The 22,271-nt window shown below is 60.6% G+C and carries 20 protein-coding genes; 11 read left to right on the forward strand and 9 right to left on the reverse strand.

The window, feature by feature from the left end:
- Positions 1-4: 4 nt before the first annotated feature.
- Entirely contained in the window at positions 5-1,894 is a 1,890-nt protein-coding gene (gene nagB / locus QEH54_RS19540; RefSeq protein ID WP_309020397.1) for a glucosamine-6-phosphate deaminase, read from the reverse strand.
- A gap of 116 nt (positions 1,895-2,010) precedes the next feature.
- Between nagB and QEH54_RS19545 the strand changes: the two genes are divergently transcribed.
- Positions 2,011-2,913, forward strand: a complete 903-nt coding sequence (locus QEH54_RS19545; protein WP_309020398.1) for an AraC family transcriptional regulator — start codon at positions 2,011-2,013, stop codon at positions 2,911-2,913.
- 25 nt (positions 2,914-2,938) lie between these two features.
- On the opposite strand, the gene QEH54_RS19550 is transcribed toward QEH54_RS19545, so the two are convergent.
- The 8 genes from QEH54_RS19550 to QEH54_RS19585 all read right to left on the reverse strand — a co-directional run bounded on the left by QEH54_RS19550 (position 2,939) and on the right by QEH54_RS19585 (position 10,189).
- On the reverse strand, positions 2,939-4,042 hold the full coding sequence (locus QEH54_RS19550; protein WP_309020399.1) for an endo-1,4-beta-xylanase: 1,104 nt from the start codon (positions 4,040-4,042) through the stop codon (positions 2,939-2,941).
- Between the two features lie 164 nt (positions 4,043-4,206).
- Positions 4,207-5,571: a tetratricopeptide repeat protein gene (locus QEH54_RS19555; RefSeq protein ID WP_309020400.1), complete on the reverse strand. Its 1,365-nt coding sequence runs from the start codon at positions 5,569-5,571 to the stop codon at positions 4,207-4,209.
- Between the two features lie 30 nt (positions 5,572-5,601).
- A complete protein-coding gene (locus QEH54_RS19560; protein WP_309020401.1) occupies positions 5,602-6,270 on the reverse strand; it encodes a hypothetical protein in 669 nt (222 codons plus the stop codon).
- Between the two features lie 11 nt (positions 6,271-6,281).
- The gene (locus QEH54_RS19565) at positions 6,282-6,683 is read right to left on the reverse strand and encodes a biopolymer transporter ExbD (RefSeq protein ID WP_309020402.1); all 402 of its coding nucleotides are present in this window, start codon (positions 6,681-6,683) and stop codon (positions 6,282-6,284) included.
- Positions 6,684-6,697: 14 nt separating this feature from the next.
- Entirely contained in the window at positions 6,698-7,297 is a 600-nt protein-coding gene (locus QEH54_RS19570; RefSeq protein WP_309020403.1) for a MotA/TolQ/ExbB proton channel family protein, read from the reverse strand.
- Positions 7,294-8,700, reverse strand: a complete 1,407-nt coding sequence (locus tag QEH54_RS19575) for a MotA/TolQ/ExbB proton channel family protein (protein WP_309020404.1) — start codon at positions 8,698-8,700, stop codon at positions 7,294-7,296. Before QEH54_RS19575 ends, QEH54_RS19570 begins: the two co-directional genes overlap by 4 nt.
- Before the next feature lie 13 nt (positions 8,701-8,713).
- A complete protein-coding gene (locus QEH54_RS19580; RefSeq protein ID WP_309020405.1) occupies positions 8,714-9,481 on the reverse strand; it encodes a DUF3450 family protein in 768 nt (255 codons plus the stop codon).
- A 276-nt stretch (positions 9,482-9,757) separates the two neighbouring features.
- Positions 9,758-10,189 carry an RNA-binding protein gene (locus QEH54_RS19585; RefSeq protein ID WP_309020406.1) on the reverse strand — a complete coding sequence of 144 codons (432 nt, stop codon included), beginning with the start codon at positions 10,187-10,189 and terminating at the stop codon, positions 9,758-9,760.
- A gap of 335 nt (positions 10,190-10,524) precedes the next feature.
- On the opposite strand from QEH54_RS19585, the gene QEH54_RS19590 reads away from it, so the two are divergent.
- From QEH54_RS19590 to QEH54_RS19635, 10 genes are all read left to right on the forward strand, one after another.
- Positions 10,525-10,932 (forward strand): hypothetical protein, encoded by a 408-nt coding sequence (locus QEH54_RS19590; RefSeq protein ID WP_309020407.1) that lies wholly within the window; start codon positions 10,525-10,527, stop codon positions 10,930-10,932.
- A gap of 117 nt (positions 10,933-11,049) precedes the next feature.
- Positions 11,050-12,318, forward strand: a complete 1,269-nt coding sequence (locus QEH54_RS19595; RefSeq protein WP_309020408.1) for a TolC family protein — start codon at positions 11,050-11,052, stop codon at positions 12,316-12,318.
- 11 nt (positions 12,319-12,329) lie between these two features.
- Positions 12,330-13,472, forward strand: a complete 1,143-nt coding sequence (locus QEH54_RS19600) for an efflux RND transporter periplasmic adaptor subunit (RefSeq protein WP_309020409.1) — start codon at positions 12,330-12,332, stop codon at positions 13,470-13,472.
- Between the two features lie 9 nt (positions 13,473-13,481).
- Positions 13,482-16,610 (forward strand): efflux RND transporter permease subunit, encoded by a 3,129-nt coding sequence (locus tag QEH54_RS19605; RefSeq protein WP_309020410.1) that lies wholly within the window; start codon positions 13,482-13,484, stop codon positions 16,608-16,610.
- Between the two features lie 56 nt (positions 16,611-16,666).
- Positions 16,667-17,218 (forward strand): hypothetical protein, encoded by a 552-nt coding sequence (locus QEH54_RS19610; protein ID WP_309020411.1) that lies wholly within the window; start codon positions 16,667-16,669, stop codon positions 17,216-17,218.
- Positions 17,219-17,430: 212 nt separating this feature from the next.
- Positions 17,431-18,705 (forward strand): porin, encoded by a 1,275-nt coding sequence (locus QEH54_RS19615; protein WP_309020412.1) that lies wholly within the window; start codon positions 17,431-17,433, stop codon positions 18,703-18,705.
- A gap of 62 nt (positions 18,706-18,767) precedes the next feature.
- Positions 18,768-19,397, forward strand: coding sequence for an FMN-binding protein (locus QEH54_RS19620; protein WP_309020413.1), 630 nt, complete (start codon positions 18,768-18,770; stop codon positions 19,395-19,397).
- Entirely contained in the window at positions 19,394-20,191 is a 798-nt protein-coding gene (locus tag QEH54_RS19625) for a PepSY-associated TM helix domain-containing protein (RefSeq protein ID WP_309020414.1), read from the forward strand. The genes QEH54_RS19620 and QEH54_RS19625 overlap by 4 nt, the downstream gene beginning before the upstream one ends.
- On the forward strand, positions 20,188-21,156 hold the full coding sequence (locus QEH54_RS19630) for an FAD:protein FMN transferase (protein ID WP_309020415.1): 969 nt from the start codon (positions 20,188-20,190) through the stop codon (positions 21,154-21,156). The genes QEH54_RS19625 and QEH54_RS19630 overlap by 4 nt, the downstream gene beginning before the upstream one ends.
- A 142-nt stretch (positions 21,157-21,298) precedes the next feature.
- Positions 21,299-22,261 (forward strand): calcium/sodium antiporter, encoded by a 963-nt coding sequence (locus QEH54_RS19635; RefSeq protein WP_309020416.1) that lies wholly within the window; start codon positions 21,299-21,301, stop codon positions 22,259-22,261.
- The last annotated feature ends 10 nt before the right edge of the window (positions 22,262-22,271 follow it).

Genomic DNA, 22,271 nt, shown 5'->3' on the forward strand with positions numbered 1-22,271 from the left:
TACGCTAGGGACGCCACCGCACAAAACACTCGATCGCTTCGTATTCCGCCAGTCCGAAACGGTCGTAGGTCGTAGCGGTCTGCCGGTTTCGAGCGATGGCCTGTTCCCACGCTTCCGTCTGCTCCTCGTCCAGCACCGGCACCTGACTGCGCTGCGAGCGGTGCTGATAGATGGCCTGGGCCTTGATCTTGAGCTCGTCTGGACTGCACGGCACCGACATCTCCGTCTGGTGAGCGGCCCATTCACGCCCGTCGCTGCGATAGAGCCAGACGTAGCAGTCCTCCACCCACGCCTCGCCTCGCAATCTCTCCAAAGCGCAGCGAAACACCTCAAATCCCTTGGCGGAAACGGAGCTCGGGTCGGCGTCGGATCCGGTGGCGTAGACTTGATGGGGCATGGAGCGACGCAGCAGTTTTTCCAGTTCGCTCACGTCCGCCTCACCGACCTGAAACTGGCGGTAGCGGCCGTTTTCATAAAACGGAAGATCCAGAAAGCGGATACAGCTGAGATCGACTCCGCAGCGCTGCAGAGCGGCTCGGGCCTCGTTACGGCGAATGTAGGCCTTGAACTCCCTGAGCTGCTTGGTGTCCTGATCGAACGCCCCCTTTTCGTCGAGCTCCAAGAGTACCCGTTTCGCCAATACAGCCTCCTCCCCGCGACTCGCTTCCACGATCAGCTCCGCCGCCCAGCGCGCTTCTTCGTCCGGGACGCCCAAGCTGCCAGATGTCTGGTAGGCCACCGTGATATCGTGCCCGTGAGCGGCGAGACGGCTCAAGGTGCCCGCCATGGCCAGCACGTCATCCTGCGGCTCCGGACTCAGCACCAGCACTCGCTTGCGAGCGGGCTGAGCCCGTTCCGGTCGATAGGTGTCGTCGGCGTCGGGCTTGCCGCCAGGCCAGCCGGTGATGGTGTGCTGCAGCTCGTTGAAGATGCGAATGTTCAGACCGTAGGCCGGGCCTTGCTCGGTCACCAGCTCCGACAAGCCGTTTTCCTGATAGTCCTTGTCCACCAGCTTGAGCAGCGGCTTGTCCAGGCTCAGCGATAGCTCGGCGATGGCCTTGCGGCTCAGCTCAGGCGTCCAGTCGGGGAAACCGACGCGCCAGGGCTGGCGGTTTCGCGTCAGCTCGGAAGCGGACGCCTCATCCAACACGAACCGAGCCGACGGATGGGCCTGCAGGAAACTGGCGGGCAGACTGTCGCGCGGCTCGCCTTCCACCGCCTGCTTGATCACCTCCGCCTTGGATCGTCCCCACGCAAGCAATACAAGCGAACGCGCGTCCATGATGGTGCCCACGCCCATGGTCACCGCGTAGCGCGGCACGTTGTGCTCGCCCAAAAAATCCCGCGCCGCGTCGAGCTTGGTGAGACGGTCCAGCGTCACCAGACGGGTGCGCGAACGCATGCCGGATCCCGGCTCGTTGAATCCGATGTGACCGGTGCGTCCGATGCCGAGGATCTGCATATCGATCCCTCCCGCGGCCGCGATGGCCTCCTCGTAAGCCTGACAGGCCGCGAAAACGTCGTCGCGACCGACCTCGCCGCTAGGCACGTGGATACGTTCCTCCGGGATGTCGATGTAGTCGAAGAGCTGCTCCTTCATGAACCGGTGATAGCTCTCGGGATGCTCGTGGCCGATGGGGAAGTATTCGTCCAGGTTGAAGGTGATCACATTGGAAAAGCTCAGCCCATCCTCCCGATGCAAGCGGATCAGCTCCTTGTAGAGCGGTACCGGCGTGGAGCCCGTAGCCAGCCCGAGCACGAAATCGCGCCCCGCCGCCTGACGCTCCCGAATGGCTGTCGCGATCTCCGCGGCCACCGTGGCCACCGCCTTGGTAGCGTCCGGATAGATTTCGACTGGTATGCGTTCAAACGCCTGTAGTTCGCCGTTCTGCATGCTGGGCCCTCCCGTTTCGCTTCTAGGGGTTCTCGATTTGAAGGAAACTCAGTTTACCAAAATCTCTTTGAGCAAATATTTGCATTTCAGATCCGATATTTGATATTTCTGGCGACATGATTGACCCGGCCTCGTTTGCGAAGGATCTGAGCGCCCTGCCGCACCTGGTTCCCCGCGACTACTTCCACGGCATCCGTCCGCGCTCCCTCTGCCTGGCCGACAACATCGTGGTCTTTCTGCGTCGAAACAAGCAGGCCTTGCAGCAGCGCACCTTCGAAAGCCGTCCGCATCACCGGCATGTGCTGCTGGTCACCTTTCAGACCGCAGGCTCCATCAACGTGGACGGGGCCGCCTACCCCCTGCAGCCAGGCACCGCCTTTCTCATCCGCCCCTACCAGTTCCATTTCTACATCGACCTTCAAGGGGACGAGCTTTGCTGGCTGTTCATCACCTTCGAAACGGAAAACGACCAGCCCTTCGACTCCTTCGCCAATCTGCCGCTGCAGCTGGGGCCGGAGCACCTGCGGCGCTGCCTGGAGATCGCCCAAGCCTACAGTCGGCGGGACAGCGCCGACGCCGCCCTCGATCTGCTCACCTTATCCGCTTCGACGCTGCTCACTCAGCTGCGCCACCTCGCCCTCGAGCGCAGCGCCCCGCTGGTCAAGCAGCCGCCGCGCAGCTCCAGCGGCTACGCCCTGGTGGAGCGCGTCAACCACCTGCTGGAGTCCCACAGCGAAGCGCGAGCGGACATACAGCGTCTCTCGCAGGGCCTCGCCATCTCGGAGAGCCACCTGCGCAAGCGCTTCAAGGCTCTCACCGGCATCAGCCTCGGTAGCTACCTGGTGCACTACAAGCTCAACCGGGCGGTGAAATTGCTGGCCCACTCCAACGCTTCGCTGACGCAGATCTCCCTGGACTGCGGCTACGAGTCCCTGCCGGCGTTTTCCCGCAGCTTCAAGGCGAAGCTCGGGGTGACGCCCTCCCAGTATCGCAAGAACGCCACCTTCGCCGGGCGCTAGCCGCCCCCCGTCGGACGCCCGAGCGCTAGTCTTCCAACTGCGAACCGAGCCCCTCTCGGAAACCGAAAAACGCCGGCTTCGGCTGCAATTCGTCGTCGAAGAGACAGGGCCAATCCTGCAAATCGAAAAAGCCGCGAATCCAGGAGTCGCCATCGTTGAAGCCCCAGAAGGTAATTCCGTACTGCTGCTCCTCCGGCACCACGCGGCGATAGATTTCCACCAGCTGGCGATACTTGTCGCCCTGCTGGGCCAACATCTCGTCGGTGACTTCGTCGTAAATCTGCTCGCCTCCCCCAAAGCTGTCATCGTGCCGGTTGAAGATGATGTCCACTTCCGAGAGATGGATCTGCAAGCCGGTGGCAGCCCCTTTGCGCAAGGCCTCCTCGATGACATCGTTGGAGATGTCCATGCGGATGTGCATCTGAAATCCGAGCCCGGAGATCGGCACCCCATCGGCTTGCAGCTCGGCGATCATCTCCAAGGCAGTGTCCAGCTTCTCCCCATCCCGTTCGATGTTAAAATCGTTGTAGAACAAGGTCGCGTCAGGATCGGCCTCATGGGCGTAGCGAAAGGCCTTGGCAATGTATTCCTTTCCTAGGGCCTGGTACCAAATGGACTCCCGATACCCCGGTCCAGAGGTGTTCATGGCTTCGTTGACCACGTCCCAGCCGTCGATCTCGCCACGGTAGCGGCCGACGTAGGTTTGAATGTAGCGCTTCATGAAGGCGTCCAGAGCCTGCGGGTCTTTCGCTCCCAGTTCCTTAACCCAGTCCGGCGTGGCGCTGTGCCAGATGAGGGCGTGGCCGAAAACGCGAAGATCATGCCTCCGGGCGAAGGACATCACCCGATCCGCCGACCTGAAGGAGAGCTTGCCCGGCCTGCGGGCGATGAAGTGCATCTTCATCTCGTTATTGGCCGTCACTCTATCGAAGTGCGTCAGCAGCAGGTCCCGCATCGCGCCGTCCTTCTGGTAGCGCTTCACCCAAATCGCGTTTCCCACGGGGAAAGGGGCCACCTCCTTGAGAGCGGCTCCAGCAGTAGCGTCTGCTTGAGCGCTGGAATCGGAAGGGGGAGTAAAAAGCGCGGTCATGGCGAGGGCGAGTAGGGCGGTCGAAGGGCGTACCATCATGAGCGAAATTGGGTTGGAGAGCGTGACAGGTCTGGCCGCGAGCGGCCACCTAGGCGTACCAAACGGAAAACGGCAGGACGCACAACCCACCGTCTCAAATTTCCCGTTCTTTCTATGGACCGCCCGATGCGCGGCCCGTTTCACCAGCCCTGCTAAGAAGCCCCCTAGCTACGGCTCGCCGCTTCTTCCACCGCGCGCAGGTAGTCCGCCACGTTGGATCGGTACTCCAGATCGAGCGACTTGCGGATCAGCTTGGCCGCTTCGGAATAGGACTGCTGCTCGACGAGAAGCTGTCCGTGCTGCAGGTACGCCTGACTGGCCACCGTTTCGATATTTTCAGCGCGGCTGAACAAGAACTCGGCTTCTTCGATATCGCCTTGCTTCCATGAGAATCGAGCGAGCAGGAGCAAGGCGCGTCCATTCATCGGATCCTCCTCGATGATCTTCTCAAGGGTTTCCGCGGCAGCGGCGTCGTTGTTGGCTCCGAGCTGGGCCTCCGCTCGGCGGTTGAGCAGCTCGAGGTTTGCGCTCTTGTCGAGCTCGTCAGCCATCTGGGCTTCCGCGATATCCGCCAGCTCCAGGGCGTGGCGCCATTCCCCGTTCTCGATGAAGGAGCCGATGGCCCGCGAAACGCTGGCGAAACGGCGCTGCTTTTCCGGCGTTTGCTTCAAGGCGTCTCGATAGGTGCCGATCGCCAGATCGTACATGCCCCGATTCGCATAGATGTCCGCAAGGAGAAACAAGCTGTTCTCATCGCCCTCGCCCATGCGGCGAGCGATTTCCAGATTGGCCATGGCCCCGTTCACGTCCTCGCGGGCCAGGCTCACGTTGGCCTGGTGCAGGTAGAGCTCGTGATTGGCCGGATCGAGCGCGATCAGTTCGGAAACCAGCCCGGCTGCGTCTTCGAAGTTCTCCAGCTCGATGAGCGCTCGCGTCTTGCCCAGCTTCCAATCCTTGGACTTCGGGTCGAAAGCGATGGCAAGGCTGTAGGCGTTGACCGCGGAGGAGTAGAGACCCAGGTTCAAATAGCTGTACCCAAGAAGCCCATACGACAGGCCATCCGCTCCACCCAGCTCCATGCCCTTGACGATGACGTCGATGCCCTCTTCCAACTGCTGGTTCTGAATGTAGGCGATGCCTAGATTCTTGTAGGCGCGCATGAAATTGGGAAACTTCTTGATGGCTCGCTCGTAGGCCGCGATCGACTGATCGACTTGCCCCAACTGCATGCGAATGGTGCCCAGCATGAAGTCGAGCGCGGCGCTGGAATCCGCAGTGATTCGGTCCTCCAGCAGAGTCGCCCCCTGAGCGAGATCCGCCTCCAAAACCGCGATCAAGGTCTTGAAGAATTCCCCTTCCGTGTCGCTGAGCTTCGGCTCGAGTTCGCTATGGACGCCGTAGCTGCCCAAGACCCGGTTTTTGAACTCCGGATTCTTCCAGAAGTTTTCGCTGAGCGGATAGGTCTGAGCGCCTAGGCCCGAACCGATAAAAACGCACGCTAGCGCTACAATTCGTTTTGCTGCTTTCATCACAATTGTATCCAAATTCTAACTAAATGATTAAGGGCGCTCCAGGGTCATCGGGAAAAGGAAGCGCGCCCGCGCTGGCTTTCCGTCCTTGGTCGGACTGGTGAAACGGAACGACTCCAGATAGTCGATCACCTCTTCGTCCACGATGTGCTCGCTGATGCTTTGGAAGCGCTGGAAATTCACATGGCCATTCTCGTCGATGATGATCAAGGCCCGCACCACCAGGTCGTCCCTCACCCTTCCGATGGCGTGACGCGGCCAAGTCCAACTAGGCTGGCGGATGGGGCTCGGACGCTCGTCGAGCTCGGCCACGCTAAAGGTCTGAATATCGTCCAATGCGTTGGTCTCGACTTCGAAGCCGCCCATTCCGAACGCGGCCCCCATGGCGTTCCCCGTGCCGGGGTTCATGGCGAGCTGCAGCTGGCTCAAGCTCATCGGCTTGGGCTGGCTCTGCAGCTCCGGCTTGGGCTGCTCCACCTTCTCCTCTGGCGGAGGCGGAGGCTCGGGCGGCGGAGGCGGAGGCGGCGGCAGGGCCACGTCGATGCTGCGCACGGTGCGGGTTTCCTGGATCTTCATCAGGTGCTGCGTAAACGGCAGGATGAAAACCAATACCGCCACCAAAAGCACCGAATAGACGAAGATCCGAGCGAAGCGAGCCGCTCCCTGATGCACGCCTTTGGATTGATAGTATTCGCTCATCGGTTCTCTACCTAGTCCTCAGTCGCCAGACTGACGGAAATCGCCCCAGCGAGCTTCGCCTCGTCGATCACACGCACTACCGTATCCGTGATAGACTTACGATCCGCTTGTATGATCACCGGCATCTTCTCCTTTTGATACAGACGGCGGATCACCGGCCGCACCCCGCTCACGCCGACTTCCTTGCCGCCGTAGACCACATTCCCGTTTTCGGTGATGGCGATCAAGATGCTGTTCTTCTCCAAATCCGATGCGGACGCCGCTTGCGGCTTGTTCACCTCCACACCAGTTTCCTCCACGAAAACCGTGGTGACGATGAAGAAGATCAAGAGGATAAAGACCATGTCGATCAGCGGAGAAATATTGATTTCCTCCGTCCCCTTCTTCTCCGCGAACAATCTTCTGTTCTTCATTTGAAATCGTTCTCCTAACTGATTTGTCGCGCCTTTCTGGCGACACAGGCTTCGAGACGTGTGATTAGCGTATCCAAAGCGTTTTGACGTTTCTCGATAATCATCAGCATGACGTATCCCGGGATAGCGATGACGAGGCCGAACTGCGTCGTGATCAACGCCTCCGAAATGCCATCCGCCACCATATTCACGGTCTGTCCGCCAGTGCTGATGGCGAGCCCCTTGAAGGTGCTGAGCATGCCGATCACAGTGCCGAGCAGTCCGGTAAGCGGCGCCGCTCCCACGAAGACCGCCAGCATGATGCGGCGTCGATCGACGCGGCTCAGGTGCTCGTTGCGCACTTCGCTGAAGCGGTTGATGACGTCACGCTGGTGCGGCAGGGCATCCCTCCCGTACTCGATCATGCTGCGAATCTCCCCGTTGGCGTGACTCGGGTCGTTCACCCAATCCTCGATCGTCTTGTCGGAGGCCTGCTTGCCTTTGAGGTTATTAAGATAGACGATCATCTCCACCCCGGTGAAGAAGATCAGCATCGCCAACGCTACGAGGGGATACATGAGAGCGCCACCTGCATTCCAGATGGGCATGAAGCTCTCCTGAAAGAACCCGTTCATTGGGCGTAAGCCTCTTCCTTGCGGCCCGGTAGTCCGTTCACGAATACGACGGACAGCTTTTCCATGTTGGCCATGATGGACTGGGCCTTGCGATTGAGCATGGCATGGGCCACCAACGATGGGATCGCCACCACGAGACCAAGCTCGGTAGTGATGAGCGCTTCGGAAATACCGCCGGAAAGCGAGCTCGCGTCCCCTGTGCCAAATAGCGTGATCATCTTGAAGGTGTTGATCATACCTGTCACCGTGCCGAGCAGCCCCAGCAAGGGCGCCACCGCCGCAGTCACCGCGATGACCGAAAGGAAGCGCTCCACCTTCGGCTGAGCTTCCAGCATGCGCTCATACATGACTTCCTCCACCAGCTCCTTCTCCTGGTCGCTGTTCTTCACCGCTTCCTGAATCATAGGACCAAACTCCCACGGCAAGTTGCCGGCGTCGGCCAAAGCCTCATCCTTTCGGCCGTCGCGAATCTTGCGCACGATGGCCCCGAGCTCCATGGCGCTCGGCTGCTTGATGGAGTAGATTTCAACCAGCTTGTAGACCGCGAGCAAGGCCGCCATGACCGCGAAGAAGATGATGGGCCAAACCCATATCCCGCCTTTCATCACGTGTTCGGAAACCGTTTCCTTCGAACCTTCGATGGCAAGGGCCGCTCCCAAGGTCACATCCAAGGGCAAGGCTCCCTCCTTCGATTGAGCGAGCGAGGCGACCTTCTTGCTGAACTCCGGATTGAGCGGGGTCGCATTTGGCACCGCCACCTGGTGGGTCTCGATGATGCCGCCCTGCTCGCCGGTTTGGCTGGCGAACACGCTGACCGGTCCGAGCTCGACGAAGCTGCCCGTCTGCACGTTGCCTTTCTCGTCGACCGCCTGCCCGGCGTAAACCGCTCCGCCAAACCGATCGTGAAGGCGCTGGATGCCAAGCTTGACCAAATCGATTTGGGCCGCGTATTGATCTTTCTTGGACACGTCCGCCGACTCCAATGACTCGCGTACCGCATCGATGCGCTCGTCAAACTGCTGCTGCTCGGCGGCGGTCATCTGGGTCTGCAGCTCCTGCATGAACTGGCTCATCATGCCGCTCACATAATCGTTTTCATCTTGGATAGCCGCCACGCGCCCTTCCAAGGCTTCCAGACCGATGGTGCGCGTATCCTGAGCGCGCTGCTCGCGCTCAAGAGTGGAGCCCAGACCGCGCACTTCCGACTTGAGGGCGTTGATGCGACGCGATAGCGGTACGCTTTCCTCCCGGATCGCTTGCCTGGCATCGCTCAAACGCTGCAGGGCCGCATCGAGATCTTCTCTCGCCTGGTCGTTCACCGACTGCAAATCCGCCGCCGCGGAGAGGACCGAGGCGCATGCGAACATCGCGGCGCCAAAAATAAGTTTCTTGGATGCTTTCATCTTAACCCTGTAGTTAGTTGATCACGACAGGCAGTTCGACGAACTCCGCCTGCTTGCCTTTCTCATACATGGAAAGCGCGTCGAGAATCGCTGCCCCGTATTCCGGAGCGCTCTTCCATTTCCAGCCTTCGGCTGTCGGATAGCCGTACCCCGCATGCTCGCCTGTAGCGTCAGCGTAGTAGGCGATGGCGAAGCCGAAGTAGAGCGTCTTCACTTGCTTGCTGACGCCATCCCCGACTTCGCGGGTTTCCGTCTCCAGACTGATGACGTTGTCGAACTTATTGGCCTGGCTGAGGATGCCTACCACGTTTCGCATGCGCACCGACAGCGACAGCTGAGTGTCCTTGCCTTCCTTCGGCAGCTGCCGGATCAGCGGCGCGATGCTCTCGGCGTATTTGGACGGGAAATACGGCACCAAGGATCGAACGCCCGCTTCCAAAGCTTCCAGTTCGGAGCGAACCACGTCGCTGGCTTCCTCAAGAGCCTCTTTTCGGTCAACGACTTCCGAGCGACGCTTATCCGCCTCCGTGGCCGAGTCGCGAGTCTCTTCGATCTTGGCCGCTAGCGTCTCGCGCTCGCTCTCCAGCATGCGGGCCATGTCCTCTAGAATCGCCTTCTCCTTCTTCCAGTCGTTCAGCTCTTTCGAGATCAGACTCTCCGTTTCAGCCCATTGAGTGACTGTCGACTTCGTCTCCTCGTAGAGAGCGTTCGTCGGCGCCGCCGACGCGAAACCCACACAGGTCAAAAACCCGAGAAATGCAGCTTTTTTGAAATGTTCCATCTTATGAATACGTTGTCAAAAACGGAAGCGATGGATTCGATTCACCCGCCTCCCATTTCGAGCGATGTGATCCTGCACCAATTCCCCCAAGGTCAACGTCCGAGCAGACCCGTAACGGAAATGTGACCCGTTCGGCGCAGAAACCGAACGGCGTAACCTGGGTGTAACCATGCCAGACGCCCCCCTCGAAATCGTACGCAAAAAAAAAGACCCACCTCGCGCCAGCGAGATGAGTCTCCGAAATTTCAATACGCCGCTGCTTGCGGCGAACGGATCTTAGTAGCCGTCTTGATAGTCGTCGCGACGACGACCGCCTCGGCGATCGTTTCCGCCGCGTGGCTTGAAGTCGCGGCTGCCACCGCCGCCGCCTCCGCCACGGTAGTTGCCACCGCCACCTCCGCCGCGATAGCCGCCTCCTCCACGAGGACGATTGCCTCCGCGGAATCCGCCGCCACCTTGGCGGGGAGCGCGAGGAGTCGCTTCCCTAACAGTCAACTCGCGACCGTCCATCTCTTGGCCATTGAGACCTTCGATGGCCGCTCTGCCTTCATCGTCGTTGTCCATCGTGACAAAACCGAAGCCACGCGAACGACCTGTTTCCCGATCTGTTATGATCTTCAACTGAGAGATTGCGCCGAACTGCTCGAACGCATCCTGCAGGTCTCCTTCCGTTAAGCCGAAGGAGATGTTTCCTACGTATATTTCCATCTAATCTTACTTTTGAAGCGTCGTATGTATACAAAAAGGCAAATTCAAACAGCGACGCTACAACCGGAATATACCTAGAACCTGACACAGGAGGCTCTACCTGAGAAAACTTGCACAATCGCGCCTTTCCGCAAATTAGCGAGCGGAAAAGAATCCCCTTTCGCGACAATACGAACTTTTGGCGTTCCATCGTCCGGCCCGCCGTTCCCTGCGAAAACCCCGCTCTTCCAAAGCTTCCATGGCCCTCTGCCGCAGCAGGACCGGCGCCCGAAAAACAATTTTCGCAACAATAGCACTTGAGATTCCGTCTCTTTTGGCCGAAGTCTGCTCTTCCCGTGAATCGCTTATCGACAATCCTAGGTTTGCTAATCCTCGTCTGCCAGCTGGCATTCGCCGGATCGGGCAACCTGTTTCTCTGTCTTTGCCAGGACGAGCAGCACCCACAGGCTTGCGAAGCGGAATTGGCGTCCGAAGGCGGCTGCTGCCTAGCCTTGCAAGCCGCAGCTCCCGAGGATTCCCACCATTGCATCGACCTGCTGATCGAGGCCAGCGAGCTGGACGTCGTCACCAACGCCGCCGCAGCCCAGCTCAAGCAGCCGAACCTGATCTTCGAGCTCCCCCGGCACCCCGAACTGCCAAAGCCATGCCTGGCGCCTCTGGAACGGACCGCATACACCCGCCTCCCGCAGGATCCTGGCCTCGCCGCTCGCGGCATCCCCACCACCGTACAGCTGCTGCTTTAGGGCGCTCTGATTCGCCCCACCACGCGGAGCTTTCCTTCGGAAACGCCTTCGCATCGCGCCTCGAACGCCCGGCCCGAGCCACTTCAAGCGTTCGCACAACCGAATCAGCAGCCCATCATGACCTTTCGACGTTTCGCCACGTTCCTCGCGCTGGCCCTCACCCTACTAAATAGATCCCTCACCGCCGAGACCGAGCCGGAGACCTTCACTCGATCAAGCGCCATCCGCTACGCCCTGGAGCGCAACGCGGATCTGCAGGCGGCGCGGCTCGCAGTGGCCGAGGCCGAAGCTCGCCTGCGCAACAGCGGCCGCCTCGACAACCCGCGCCTCTCGCTCGAATACGGGACCGACCAAGCGTTCAACAACGAAGGCGAGCACGCCATCAGCGTGGGCTTTCAGCAAAGCTTCCCCTTGGCCAGCCGACTGAAGAAGGAAAAGGCGGTCTCCGAGATCGGTCTGCGAATGGCCCAACTCGAAGTCAGGCAGTCGGAGCGAGAGGTCGCCGAATCCATCTGCGAGCTGGCCCTGCAAATCCAGGTCATGGAGGAGCGCATACGCCTCAGCGAAAAACTGAGCTCCAAGGCCCGCGAGCTGGCGCGATTCGCCAACGATCAGGCCGCCACCGGAGAGGTTTCCCTCATCGACGCCAACCGGGCCACCATGGAGCTCCGTCTGGCCGAGCAAGCCCTCACCCACCAGAAGCTGGAACGCGAAAAGCTGATTCATCGACTGGCCCCCCTTCTCGGGCGGCGCAGCGCCGAGCACATCCATTTCGAATCCGATGGTCCCATCACGGTGGAAGAATCCCTGCCGAGCTACGACCCGGCAGTGCTCGAGCGACACCCCGCCTTCCAGCTCGCCAGCTTGGCCGTGTCCAGCGCCGAAGCCCAGATCGCCCTGGCTCGGGCCCAGAATTGGGAGGACGTCACCGCTACGGTTTTCTGGGAGGACGAGCGCAGCGTGGACGAGCCTGCAGGGGTGGGCACCGATCGCTTTCTCGGCGTCGGAGTGACTATACCCCTGCCCCTGCGCAAAAAAGGCGACTTGAAGGCCCTGGAAAAGCAGGCCCTGCGCGATCGCTCCCGTCAGGAAATCGTAGCGATCAAGCTTCGCATAGAAAACGATATCGAGCACGCCCGCCACGAAGCCCTGGCCTACCGTGACCGACTACGCAGCTATCAAAGCGAAGTGCTCGAGCTGTCGCAGCGGCAGCTCGAATCGGAGCGGGAAGCCCATCGACGCGGGCAAATCAGCTACCTGGAGCTGCTGCAATCCGAGCTCGACGCCCTAAAGCTGGAAGAAAACCGCGTCCACCTGCTGGACGCCTACGCCGACGCCCGACTGGAGCTCACGCTCGCTCGGGTCGACCTTCCGGAACTCGACTAACCTATTTCAACATGCCCATCCCGTACCCATTTTCGAATACAAGAAAACGCAGCCGCAACCGCGGCTTGAAAATCGCGTGTCTGGCTGGATTGCTCCTCCCCGCCCTAGCCGATAGCGCCGAGCCGATCATCCTCGACGATGCAGCGGTGGCTAACCTCGGTATCGAAGTCGTCGATACGGAATACCGAGACTTCGCCCAAACCCTATTCGCGGTCGGACGGATCGAACCGATCCCCTCCCGCAAGAGCTTTCTCAGCTCACGCGTGCCGGGAAGGATCAAAGCCGTCTACGCACATGAGGGCGATGTGGTTTCCGCCGGCCAAACGCTGGTGGAAATCGAAAGCCTGCAACCGGGCAACCCGCCCCCGCGCATTCGTCTCGACGCTCCGCAGGACGGCATGGTCATGCAAAGCCATACCCACCTCGGCAAACCCGTCGCACCCGACAGCGAGCTCTTCGAGATCATCGACTTGCGAGAAGTCTACGCCGTGGCTCGCCTGCCGGAAGACCAAGCGGGCGCGCTTCAGCTTGGCTCTCACGCCGAGATTCGGGTCGCCGCCCTCGGCGACCAACGCTTCGACGGCACCCTCGCTCGCTTTGGCACCACCGCCAACGCGGCAAGCGGCACCATCGACGCCTACTTCGTCATCGAAAACCCCGACTCTCGCATCCGCCCCAGCATGCGGGCGGAGTTCTCCCTCCTCATCGGCACGAAGAGCGATACCCTATCCGTACCCAAAGACGCGATACAGAGCGACGGCATCAATCGCTTCGTTTTCGTGGAAGACTTCAGCCTGCCAAACGCCTTCGTCAAAGCTCCCGTGAAGATCGGGGCCCAGAACGAACAGTATGCGGAAGTGCTCAGCGGACTCTTTCCGGGCGATAGCGTGGTCACTAAAGGCTCATACGCCCTGATGTTCGCGGGCGGTGGCAGCATATCGCTCAAGGAAGCCCTCGACGCGGCCCACGGACACGAGCACAACGAGGACGGCTCCGAAATGACCGCAGCCCAGAAAGCGACTCAGCAACACGAGCAACAAGCGGCGGCAGGCGGCAGCGGCAGCGGCCCGCTCACCTTGTTTCTAGGCATTCTCTCCGGACTGCTGGCCACGCTACTCCTGCTCTGCGCCCTGAAGCTCAAGTCCCAACGCTAGACCACCGTCATGCTGAACCGACTGATACGCTTTTCGTTGGGGCATCGAGCCCTGGTCATCGCCCTCGCCTTGGCAACCTTGGCCCTAGGCATTCGCTCCGCCCAACAACTGCCGGTAGAAGTCCTGCCGGACCTGACCAAACCGACCGTCACCCTGCTCACCGAAGCCCCGGGCCTCGCTCCCGAGGAGGTGGAGACGCTCGTCACCGTGCCGATGGAAAGCGCCTTGATGGGCGTATCCGGAGTGACACGACTGCGCTCCACATCCGACGTGGCGCTTTCGTTGATCTTCGTGGAGTTCGATTGGGGAACGGATATCTACCACGCTCGCCAACTGGTGCAGGAGCGCTTGCAAAGCGCCCGCGAAACCCTCCCCGACGGTATCCAACCTTACATGACGCCGGTCGCTTCGCTCATGGGAGAGATCATGCTGATCGGCATTCGCAGCGAGGAGAATCAAATCGCTCCGGCGGATCTGCGCACCTATGCGGACTGGACCGTGAGCCGGAGATTGCAGAGCATTCCCGGCGTGGCCGAAACACTCGGCATGGGCGGCGGCATCAAGCAGGTGCACATCCAGCCCGATCCCAATCGCATGCTAGCCCTCGGCATAACGCTTGACGAGCTACGTCAGGCCGCCTCCGAATCGGCCTCCAATACCACCGGCGGCTTCCTCGTCTCCGCTCCGCAGGAGATCATGGTGCGCAACCTCGCCATGACCACCGAACTAGACCACATCGCAGACACCGTCATCAAGCAAGTGGACGACCGCCCCATTCGCATCGCCGACGTGGCGGACGTGGTCTGGGACATTCAGCCCATGCGCGGTGACGCAGCCATCGACGGACAAGCTGGCGTGATCCTCAGCGTCACCAAAGCTCCTGGCTTCGATACGCTCGAGCTGACGGCAAAAGTGGAGGCGGCTATCGATGAGCTGCAGGCCGCCGCTCCGGAGAGCGTGGAGCTGGTGCCTCTCTTTCGCCAAGCGGACTTCATCGAGCACGCGGTGGGAAACTTGCGCGAAGCCATTCGCGACGGAGCCATCATGGTGGCCTTGGTGCTGCTGGTTTTCCTGCTCAATCTGCGCACCACCTTCATCACCCTGACCGCGATCCCCCTCTCCTTTTCCATCACCGCCCTCATCTTCAACGGCATGGGCATCAGCGTGAATTCCATGACCCTAGGCGGCATCGCGGTTGCCATCGGCATGGTGGTCGACGACGCCATCGTGGACGTGGAAAACGTGTTTCGTCGCTTGCGCGAAAACGCGGCCCGCGAGGAGCCCAGTCCCAAGCTGGAAGTAATCGCCTCCGCGTCAGCCGAGGTGCGCAGCTCCATCCTCTACGCCACGCTCTTCATCATTCTAGTTTTCATGCCTCTGCTCGGTCTGAGCGGCGTGGAGGGGCGCCTCTTCACTCCAATCGCCATCGCGACGATCCTTAGCATGATCGCTTCATTCATCGTATCCTTAACGGTGATACCGGTCCTTTGTTCCTTCCTTCTCAACCCGAAAAAACGCCCCGAAGCGGCACGCGACGGCTGGCTGGTTCGCGTGCTGAAAGGCGCCCTGAAACGGAGCTGGCTGCGGCTGGCGCTCGACTTTCCATTCCTCGTAATGAGCATCGCGGCTTTGCTGCTGGCTGGCGCCCTGACGCTGTATCCGCAAATGGGCAAGGACTTCCTGCCTTCCTTCAATGAGGAGACCGCGCTCGTCGCTCTCACCGCCGCGCCGGGAACGTCGCTGCAGCAGACCAACCAGATCTCCGACATCGCCGACGAGCTGCTCAAGGAAGTGCCGGAAATCCGCACCGTGGGGCGACGCGTCGGCCGGGCCGAACGTGGCGACCACGTGGTTCCCGTTTCTACGGTGGAGTTCGACATCGATTTTCGCAGCGATCTTCCGGACGCTCGCCCTCGAGCTGTAGTGCTGGAGGAAATACGACAGAAAATGCGAACCATCCCCGGCACCTTCACCGCCATCAGCGGCCCGCTCGCAGACCGCATCGGGCATATGCTCAGCGGCGTCTCCGCCAAGGTCGCGATCAAGATCTTCGGCTCGGACCTCGACCAGATTCGTAGGCTTGGACAGGACATCCAAAGCATCGCCAAGGACATTCCAGGGCTGGAAGGCGCTCGCGTCGAGCAGCAGGCTCCCATCCCGCAGCTGCGCTTCGAAATCGACCGCGAGCGGGCGTTGGCCTACGGCATTACACCAGGCTCGCTCAACAATCAGCTAGCCAGCCTGCTGGGGGGAGAAACGCTGGCCGAGCTGTACGAGGGACAACGGACCATCGACCTCGTGCTGCGCCTCGGGCCGGAGTGGAGGGAAAATCCGCAACGCCTGGAGCAGCTCTATATCGACACGCAGGGCGGGGGGCGCATTCCCCTTTCCTCCATCGTGCAAATGCGCGAGGCCAAGGGACCGAACGTTATCCAAAGAGAGAATACGCTGCGTCGCTTCGTAGTCAGCATCAACCCTTCCACCAGAGACCTCACTAGCCGCGTGCAGGAGCTGCAACGCCGAGTGGCGGAACAAGTAGAAATTCCAGACGGCTACTTCATCAGCTTCGAAGGCGAGTTCCAGGCCCAACAAGAAGCCTCGCAACGTATCGCTCTGCTATCCGCAATTGTTTTTCTCATCGTCGCCTTTCTGCTGTATGGCTTCTTCCGGACGCCTGTATTCGCCATTCAAGTACTATGCGATATCCCTCTCGCTCTCATAGGCGGTCTGATCCTCACCTGGCTGATGCTGAACAACATCAGCATAGCGACACTAGTCGGTTTCATAGCCGTGACTGGCGTGGCTGCGCGCAACAGCATCATGATGGTCTCCCACTACTTGCATCTCATGCGGCACGAAGGGGAAAGCTTCAGTCGCGAGATGGTGGAACGCGGCACCCTGGAGCGCCTGGTGCCGGTACTAATGACCGCTCTATCCGCCAGCATCGCCTTAGTGCCGCTGCTGCTGGCAGCCGACCAGCCAGGCAAGGAAATCCTTCACCCGGTAGCCGTAGTCATCGTGGGCGGACTGGTCACCTCCACCCTGCTGGGATTGGGAGTCACGCCAGCGGTTTTCTACACCTTCGGAAAGAAGGCCGCCCTCAAGGCCGTGCAGCAGAAAGCGGCCGCCAGCGACTAACTAAAATCCATTTTTCCAGTACAGATCACTAACCCTCTCAAAAACCTATCCAAAACATGAATACAGCAAAACTCCTAACCATCTCCCTTCTCAGCTACGCCGCCTTCGCCCTCACTGGCTGCGGAGGCGGGCATGAGGACGACCATGGACACAGTCACGCCAGCGATGAAAGCCACCAGCATGGCGACCATGCCCACGATGAAGGACACGACCATGATCACGGAGAAAAGACCTTTGCGAAAACGCCCGGCCCAAATGGAGGCCGTCTCATCACCAGCGTCGATCCGCGGATCGAATTGCTGGTTCTCGAAGACAAGCGCCTTCGTCTCCAAACATTGGATGCAAATCTCGAGCCATTGCCCAGCGACGCGTTCAGCTACGCCCTCATCGGAGGGGACCGGCAGAACCCCACTCGCCTGGAGTTTCAATCCGTCAGCGACAGCGTCTCCGAATCCACCGCCCCCCTACCCGCCGGCGAAGGCCTGCCGCTGATCCTGGAGATCGAAGACACGCAGACCGGCGAAGTCACCCGCGAACGCTTCAACTACGCCAGCTACACCTGCTCCGGCTGCAAGCTGCAGGAATACGCCTGCATCTGCGGTCACTAAAGCGCCCCCAATCCCACTCGCCAGGCGCGTCCCGCAACGGACGCGCCTTTCTTTCGCCCCTCTATTGCTATTGAGACTTTTTCTCAACTTAGGAATTGACTCCCGGATGGTCGGTACTTTGATTCCGAGCCGTTCGCGTTATTGATACTGAGTATCAACAGCAACGCCACGGCTCGGGTTTCCGGAGCCGGGCTCAGCATCCATTCCGAAAAATGAAATCATCCAATCCTCACTGGAAACGTCGCGCCTTAGCGGGCATCGCGACCCTTAGCGCCCTCGCGGGCAATCACTGGGCGAGCGCCCAAGAGCTGCCTTCTCGCGAAGAGATGTGGGCCATCATCCAACAGCAGCAGGCTGAGATCGAAGCCCTCAAGGAACGCGTCGGCATGACCGAGGGAACGCTGCAGGAGACGCAGCAGGCGATCTCCATCGCCTCCGAACAGGTCGAAGCGACCGCGTCCTTCGTGGAGGAAGTGGTAGCCGACACCGGCAGCGGGGCCGCCAGCCCTCGCAGCAAGACCTCCATCGGCGGCTACGGTGAACTGCACTACAATTTCGGCAAGAAGGACCAGGCGGATTTCCATCGCTGGGTGCTCTTCTTCGGCCACGAGTTCAACGATCGCGTGCGCATGTTTTCCGAAGTGGAGCTCGAGCACTCCATCGCCGGAGACGGACAGCCGGGCGAGGTCGAGCTGGAGCAGGCCTTCATCGAGTTCGATCTCAACGAAACCGACAAGCTGAAGGCGGGCCTCTTCCTCCTGCCAGTGGGCATTCTCAACGAAACCCACGAGCCGGCCACCTTCTACGGCGTGGAGCGAAACAACGTTGAGAAAAACATCATCCCGACCACCTGGTGGGAAGGCGGACTGGCCTACACCCATCAGAACGCCAGCGGCTGGGCCTTCGATGCGGCGGCCCACTCCGGCCTCTACGTGCCGACCTCCGGCAGCAAGGCCTTCAACATCCGCAGCGGACGCCAGAAAGTGGGCGAAGCGGAAGCCTCCGACGGAGCCATCACCACACGGGCCACCTACTCGGGACTGCCAGGCATGCAGTTCGGGGTGACCGCTCAATACCAGGGAGACCTGGCCCAAGGCACCTTGGCCGAAACCGCGGACGCCACTTTGCTATCCGCCCACGCCGACATCCAGCGCGGCGGCTTCGGCCTGCGGGCCCTCTACGCTCGCTGGGACATCGGCGGAGCCCTGGCCGGCGTCAACGGAGCCGACGAGCAGTTCGGCTACTACATCGAGCCGTCCTACCGCTTCGCCACCGAGACCGGCGACTGGGGCCTCTTCGCTCGCTACAGCGTCTACGACACCTTCGCGGGCGACGACACCGACAGCGAAGACTCGTTCTTCGATCTGGGCGTCAACTACTGGCCTATCGACAACGTGGTCTTCAAAGCGGACGTCCAGTTCACCGACTACGCAGACTCCTCCAAAAACGAGGAAATCGTAAACCTCGGCGTCGGCTACCACTTCTAGTCGCAGCAAATCGAAGATAGGAAACCCTTTACGGATAAAACAACCTGCCAGCCGGGGAGACGATGGTTCGTCTTCCCGGCCTTTTCGCGATCCAGGGCTTGCTTCCCGTTTCGCTTCAACCCTTCTTTCTGGACCACATGCCCATCCGTCTCGCCACCTGCCTCTGCTTAACGCTCATTTGCATGCTGGCCGCTCCATCGATCGAGGCGACGGACGAAGTGGCGGAAGAAACCTACCTCGCGCCGGATCAGTTTCTGGCGGACACCTTCGATCAAGCCCCTCCGAAGCCTCAGGTCCTGTGGCTGACGAAATCTCTCAAGCCACGCATTCGCGAAATTCTCGGCCACGACTATCCCGCGGTGCGCATCCGCTACTGGCGTCAGGAAAACCGCACGGCCTGGATTCTAGAAGAGATCGGTAAGACGCAGCCGATCACCGTGGGCATCGCCGTCGAAGACGAGCAGATCGCTCGCCTGAAGGTGCTGGTCTATCGCGAAAGCCATGGCTGGGAAGTCAAGTATCCATTTTTCACCGACCAGTTCCAAGACGCTTCCTTGGAAGATGACATGGAGCTTTCGAAAAACATAGACGGCATTGCAGGCGCCACCCTGTCGGTCAACGCCTTGGAGCGACTGAGTCGATTGGCCCTGTACTTCCACCAGCAGACCAACCCGCCACCACCCGAAGCATGAGCGCTGGCCATCGACATCACAAACGGCGTCGCGGTCCCGGGAGAGCCCTGCTGCGCTGGCATCGCCGCATCGGCGTGCTGCTCTCCGCCATCTTCATCGTGATCTGCCTCACCGGCGTCCTGCTCAATCACAGTCTCGACCTAAAGCTCAATCAGCGAATCGCCGACGCCGACTGGATCTATCGCTGGTACGGCATGACACCCGAAGGTGAGCTGCTTCACTATCCGACACCGGATGGCAGCATCTCCCACCTCGACGGCTCGCTCTACTTCGAGGACAAGCGTATCGATCGTTCAACGACACCGGTCGCAATCGTCACCTTGGACGCGTTTCTAGCGGTCGCGTCCGAGTCAGAGGTATTCCTGCTCTCCCCCTCGGGCGATCTCATCGAAGTCCTACGCGACAACGCCCTGCCCCCGGGCGATGTTCTGGGCGCCACCACGCGCGACCGCCAGACCCTTTTGCTGCAAAGCTCCGAAGGGCTGTATCAATCCGATCCTGACATTCTCACCTGGCAAAAACGCCCGGAATCGCTCTCGCTTCCCCCGCTGTCAGCCACGGAAGCTCCTGCGGAGCTCAGGAAGGCCATATTGGAAGGCTATCGAGGCGAGGGACTTAGCTGGAACCGCATCCTGTTGGACCTGCATTCAGGGCGCTTCTTCGGCGCAGCAGGCAAATGGGTGGCCGACCTATCAGCTCTCGGCCTCATCGTGCTCACCCTCAGCGGGATTCTGTACACCGTCAAATACCTCAAAAAAGCGCGCGAACGCGCCTTCTCCCGATCCGAGTCATGAGCGCCCCGCCGTCCAATCGCCACCCATCACGCCGCCGCTTCCTGAGCATCGTCGCCGCGGGCTCCGCCTCCCTGCTCGCTGGCGGATTTCTACCGACCACCCTCCGAGCGTCCAAAGCGCCATCGCTCGTTTCCTGGAGCGGCATCGTGCTCGGAGCGGAGGCCAGTATCCAGCTTCACCATACCGATCCGGAACAGGCTCGCGCCCTACTGCGGCAGTGCCTTGCGGAAATCCAGCGCCTGGAGTCGTTCTTCAGCCTCTACGACGATCGATCGCTACTCTCGCGACTGAACCGGCAAGGAGAGCTTATCGATCCTCCAGCAGAGTTCCTTGAGCTGCTCTCCATCGCCACCGACTTGGGCCACCAGACCCATGGCGTATTCGACGTCACAATACATCCAGTCGTGGAGGCGACCAGACGCCATTTCGCAGTGGGCGGCAGCTCCGAAGAGCTCGATCTGGACAAGCAGCTCTCATTGGTCGATTTTCGCAGGCTGAGCGTTCATCGCGACCGCATCAAGCTGGAGTTGCCGAGCTCGGCCGTCACTCTCAATGGCATCGCTCAAGGCTTCATCACCGATCGCATCGCCCTGCTCCTTCGGCAGAACGGGATCCACCACAGCCTGATCGATCTCGGCGAAAAACGAGCCCTCGACTCCCACCCAAGCGGACGGCCTTGGAACCTTCTGCTGGCCGACGCAAACGAGCGCCGCACAGTCGAGCTCGACAACATGGCGCTGTCATCGTCCGGCGGATACGGCACGCCGTTCGACGCCACAGGGCGGCACCACCATCTCATTGACCCCCGCACGGGCATCAGCGTGAACCGCCACCGAAGCGTGCACGTGCTCGCCCCCGACGCCACCACGGCGGACGCCCTGTCCACCGCTCTAGCGACGTGCCGGGCCGAGGAGACGCAGGCCTTGCTGGACTGCTTTCCCCGCGCCAAAGCGATTTTCATCTGAACAGATCGCTGAAAGCCTTTCCCAGCCCGTGGCCCGTCTGGTGCGAAACCTGCACCGAAAATCTTCCAGCGAGTCTTTACTTTGCTCCCAGCTTGCGAGGGAATTGACGAACTCGCGAACCATACCGCCTTACGCCTCATCCATGACACTTCCCATCATCGCAGTCATCGCTGGACTACTGGTCCTGATCTGGAGCGCCGACCGTTTCATCGACGGAGCCTCGGGCATCGCCAGCCACTTGGGCATGCCGCCTTTGCTGATCGGTATCCTGATCGTCGGTTTCGGCACCTCCGCCCCCGAGCTCATCGTTTCAGGCATATCCGCCTGGCAGGGAAATCCCGGTCTGGCCTTGGGCAACGCGTTCGGTTCCAACATCGCCAACATCGCCCTCATCCTAGGCATCACGGTGCTGGTCTGCCCCATCAAGGTCCAATCCGGCATTCTGAAGAAGGAGCTGCCCGTTCTGACCGGCGCCACCATTCTCGCAATCGGATTGCTCTTGGATCTGAAGATCGAGCGTTGGGACGGGCTCGTGATGCTGGCCGTTTTCACCGTGGTCATGGGCTGGTCCGCCTGGCAAGGCGTCAAGGGAGAGGCCGATCCCATGGCGCTCGAATTCACCCAGGAGCTCGACAGCAAGAAGCAAAGCATTGGAAACTCCATTCTCTGGCTCGTGATCGGCCTCGCGCTGCTCATCGGCAGCTCCCGAGCCATGGTCTGGGGCGCGGTGGAAATCGCTCAAACGCTGGGCGTGAACGATCTGGTCATCGGCTTGACCATCGTGGCCATCGGGACCTCGCTGCCGGAGCTCGCCTCCTCCATCGCCGCGGCGAAAAAGGGCGAGCACGACATCGTGCTGGGCAACATCATCGGCTCCAACATGTTCAACACGCTCGCGGTGGTAGGCATCGCCGCGCTGATTCGTCCGTTCGCCACCGTGCCCGAAATCATGACCCGAGATCTGCCGGTGGTGGCCGGACTGACCCTTTCCCTTTTCATCCTTTGCTATCGCCCCGGCGGTCCCGGACAGATCAATCGCAAGGAAGGCTCGCTGCTGCTGCTGGTGTTCGCCGCCTACAACGGTTGGCTCTTCTTCCATCACTAGTGACCATGCC

Source organism: Pelagicoccus sp. SDUM812003, from assembly GCF_031127815.1.
Taxonomy (GTDB): domain Bacteria; phylum Verrucomicrobiota; class Verrucomicrobiia; order Opitutales; family Opitutaceae; genus Pelagicoccus.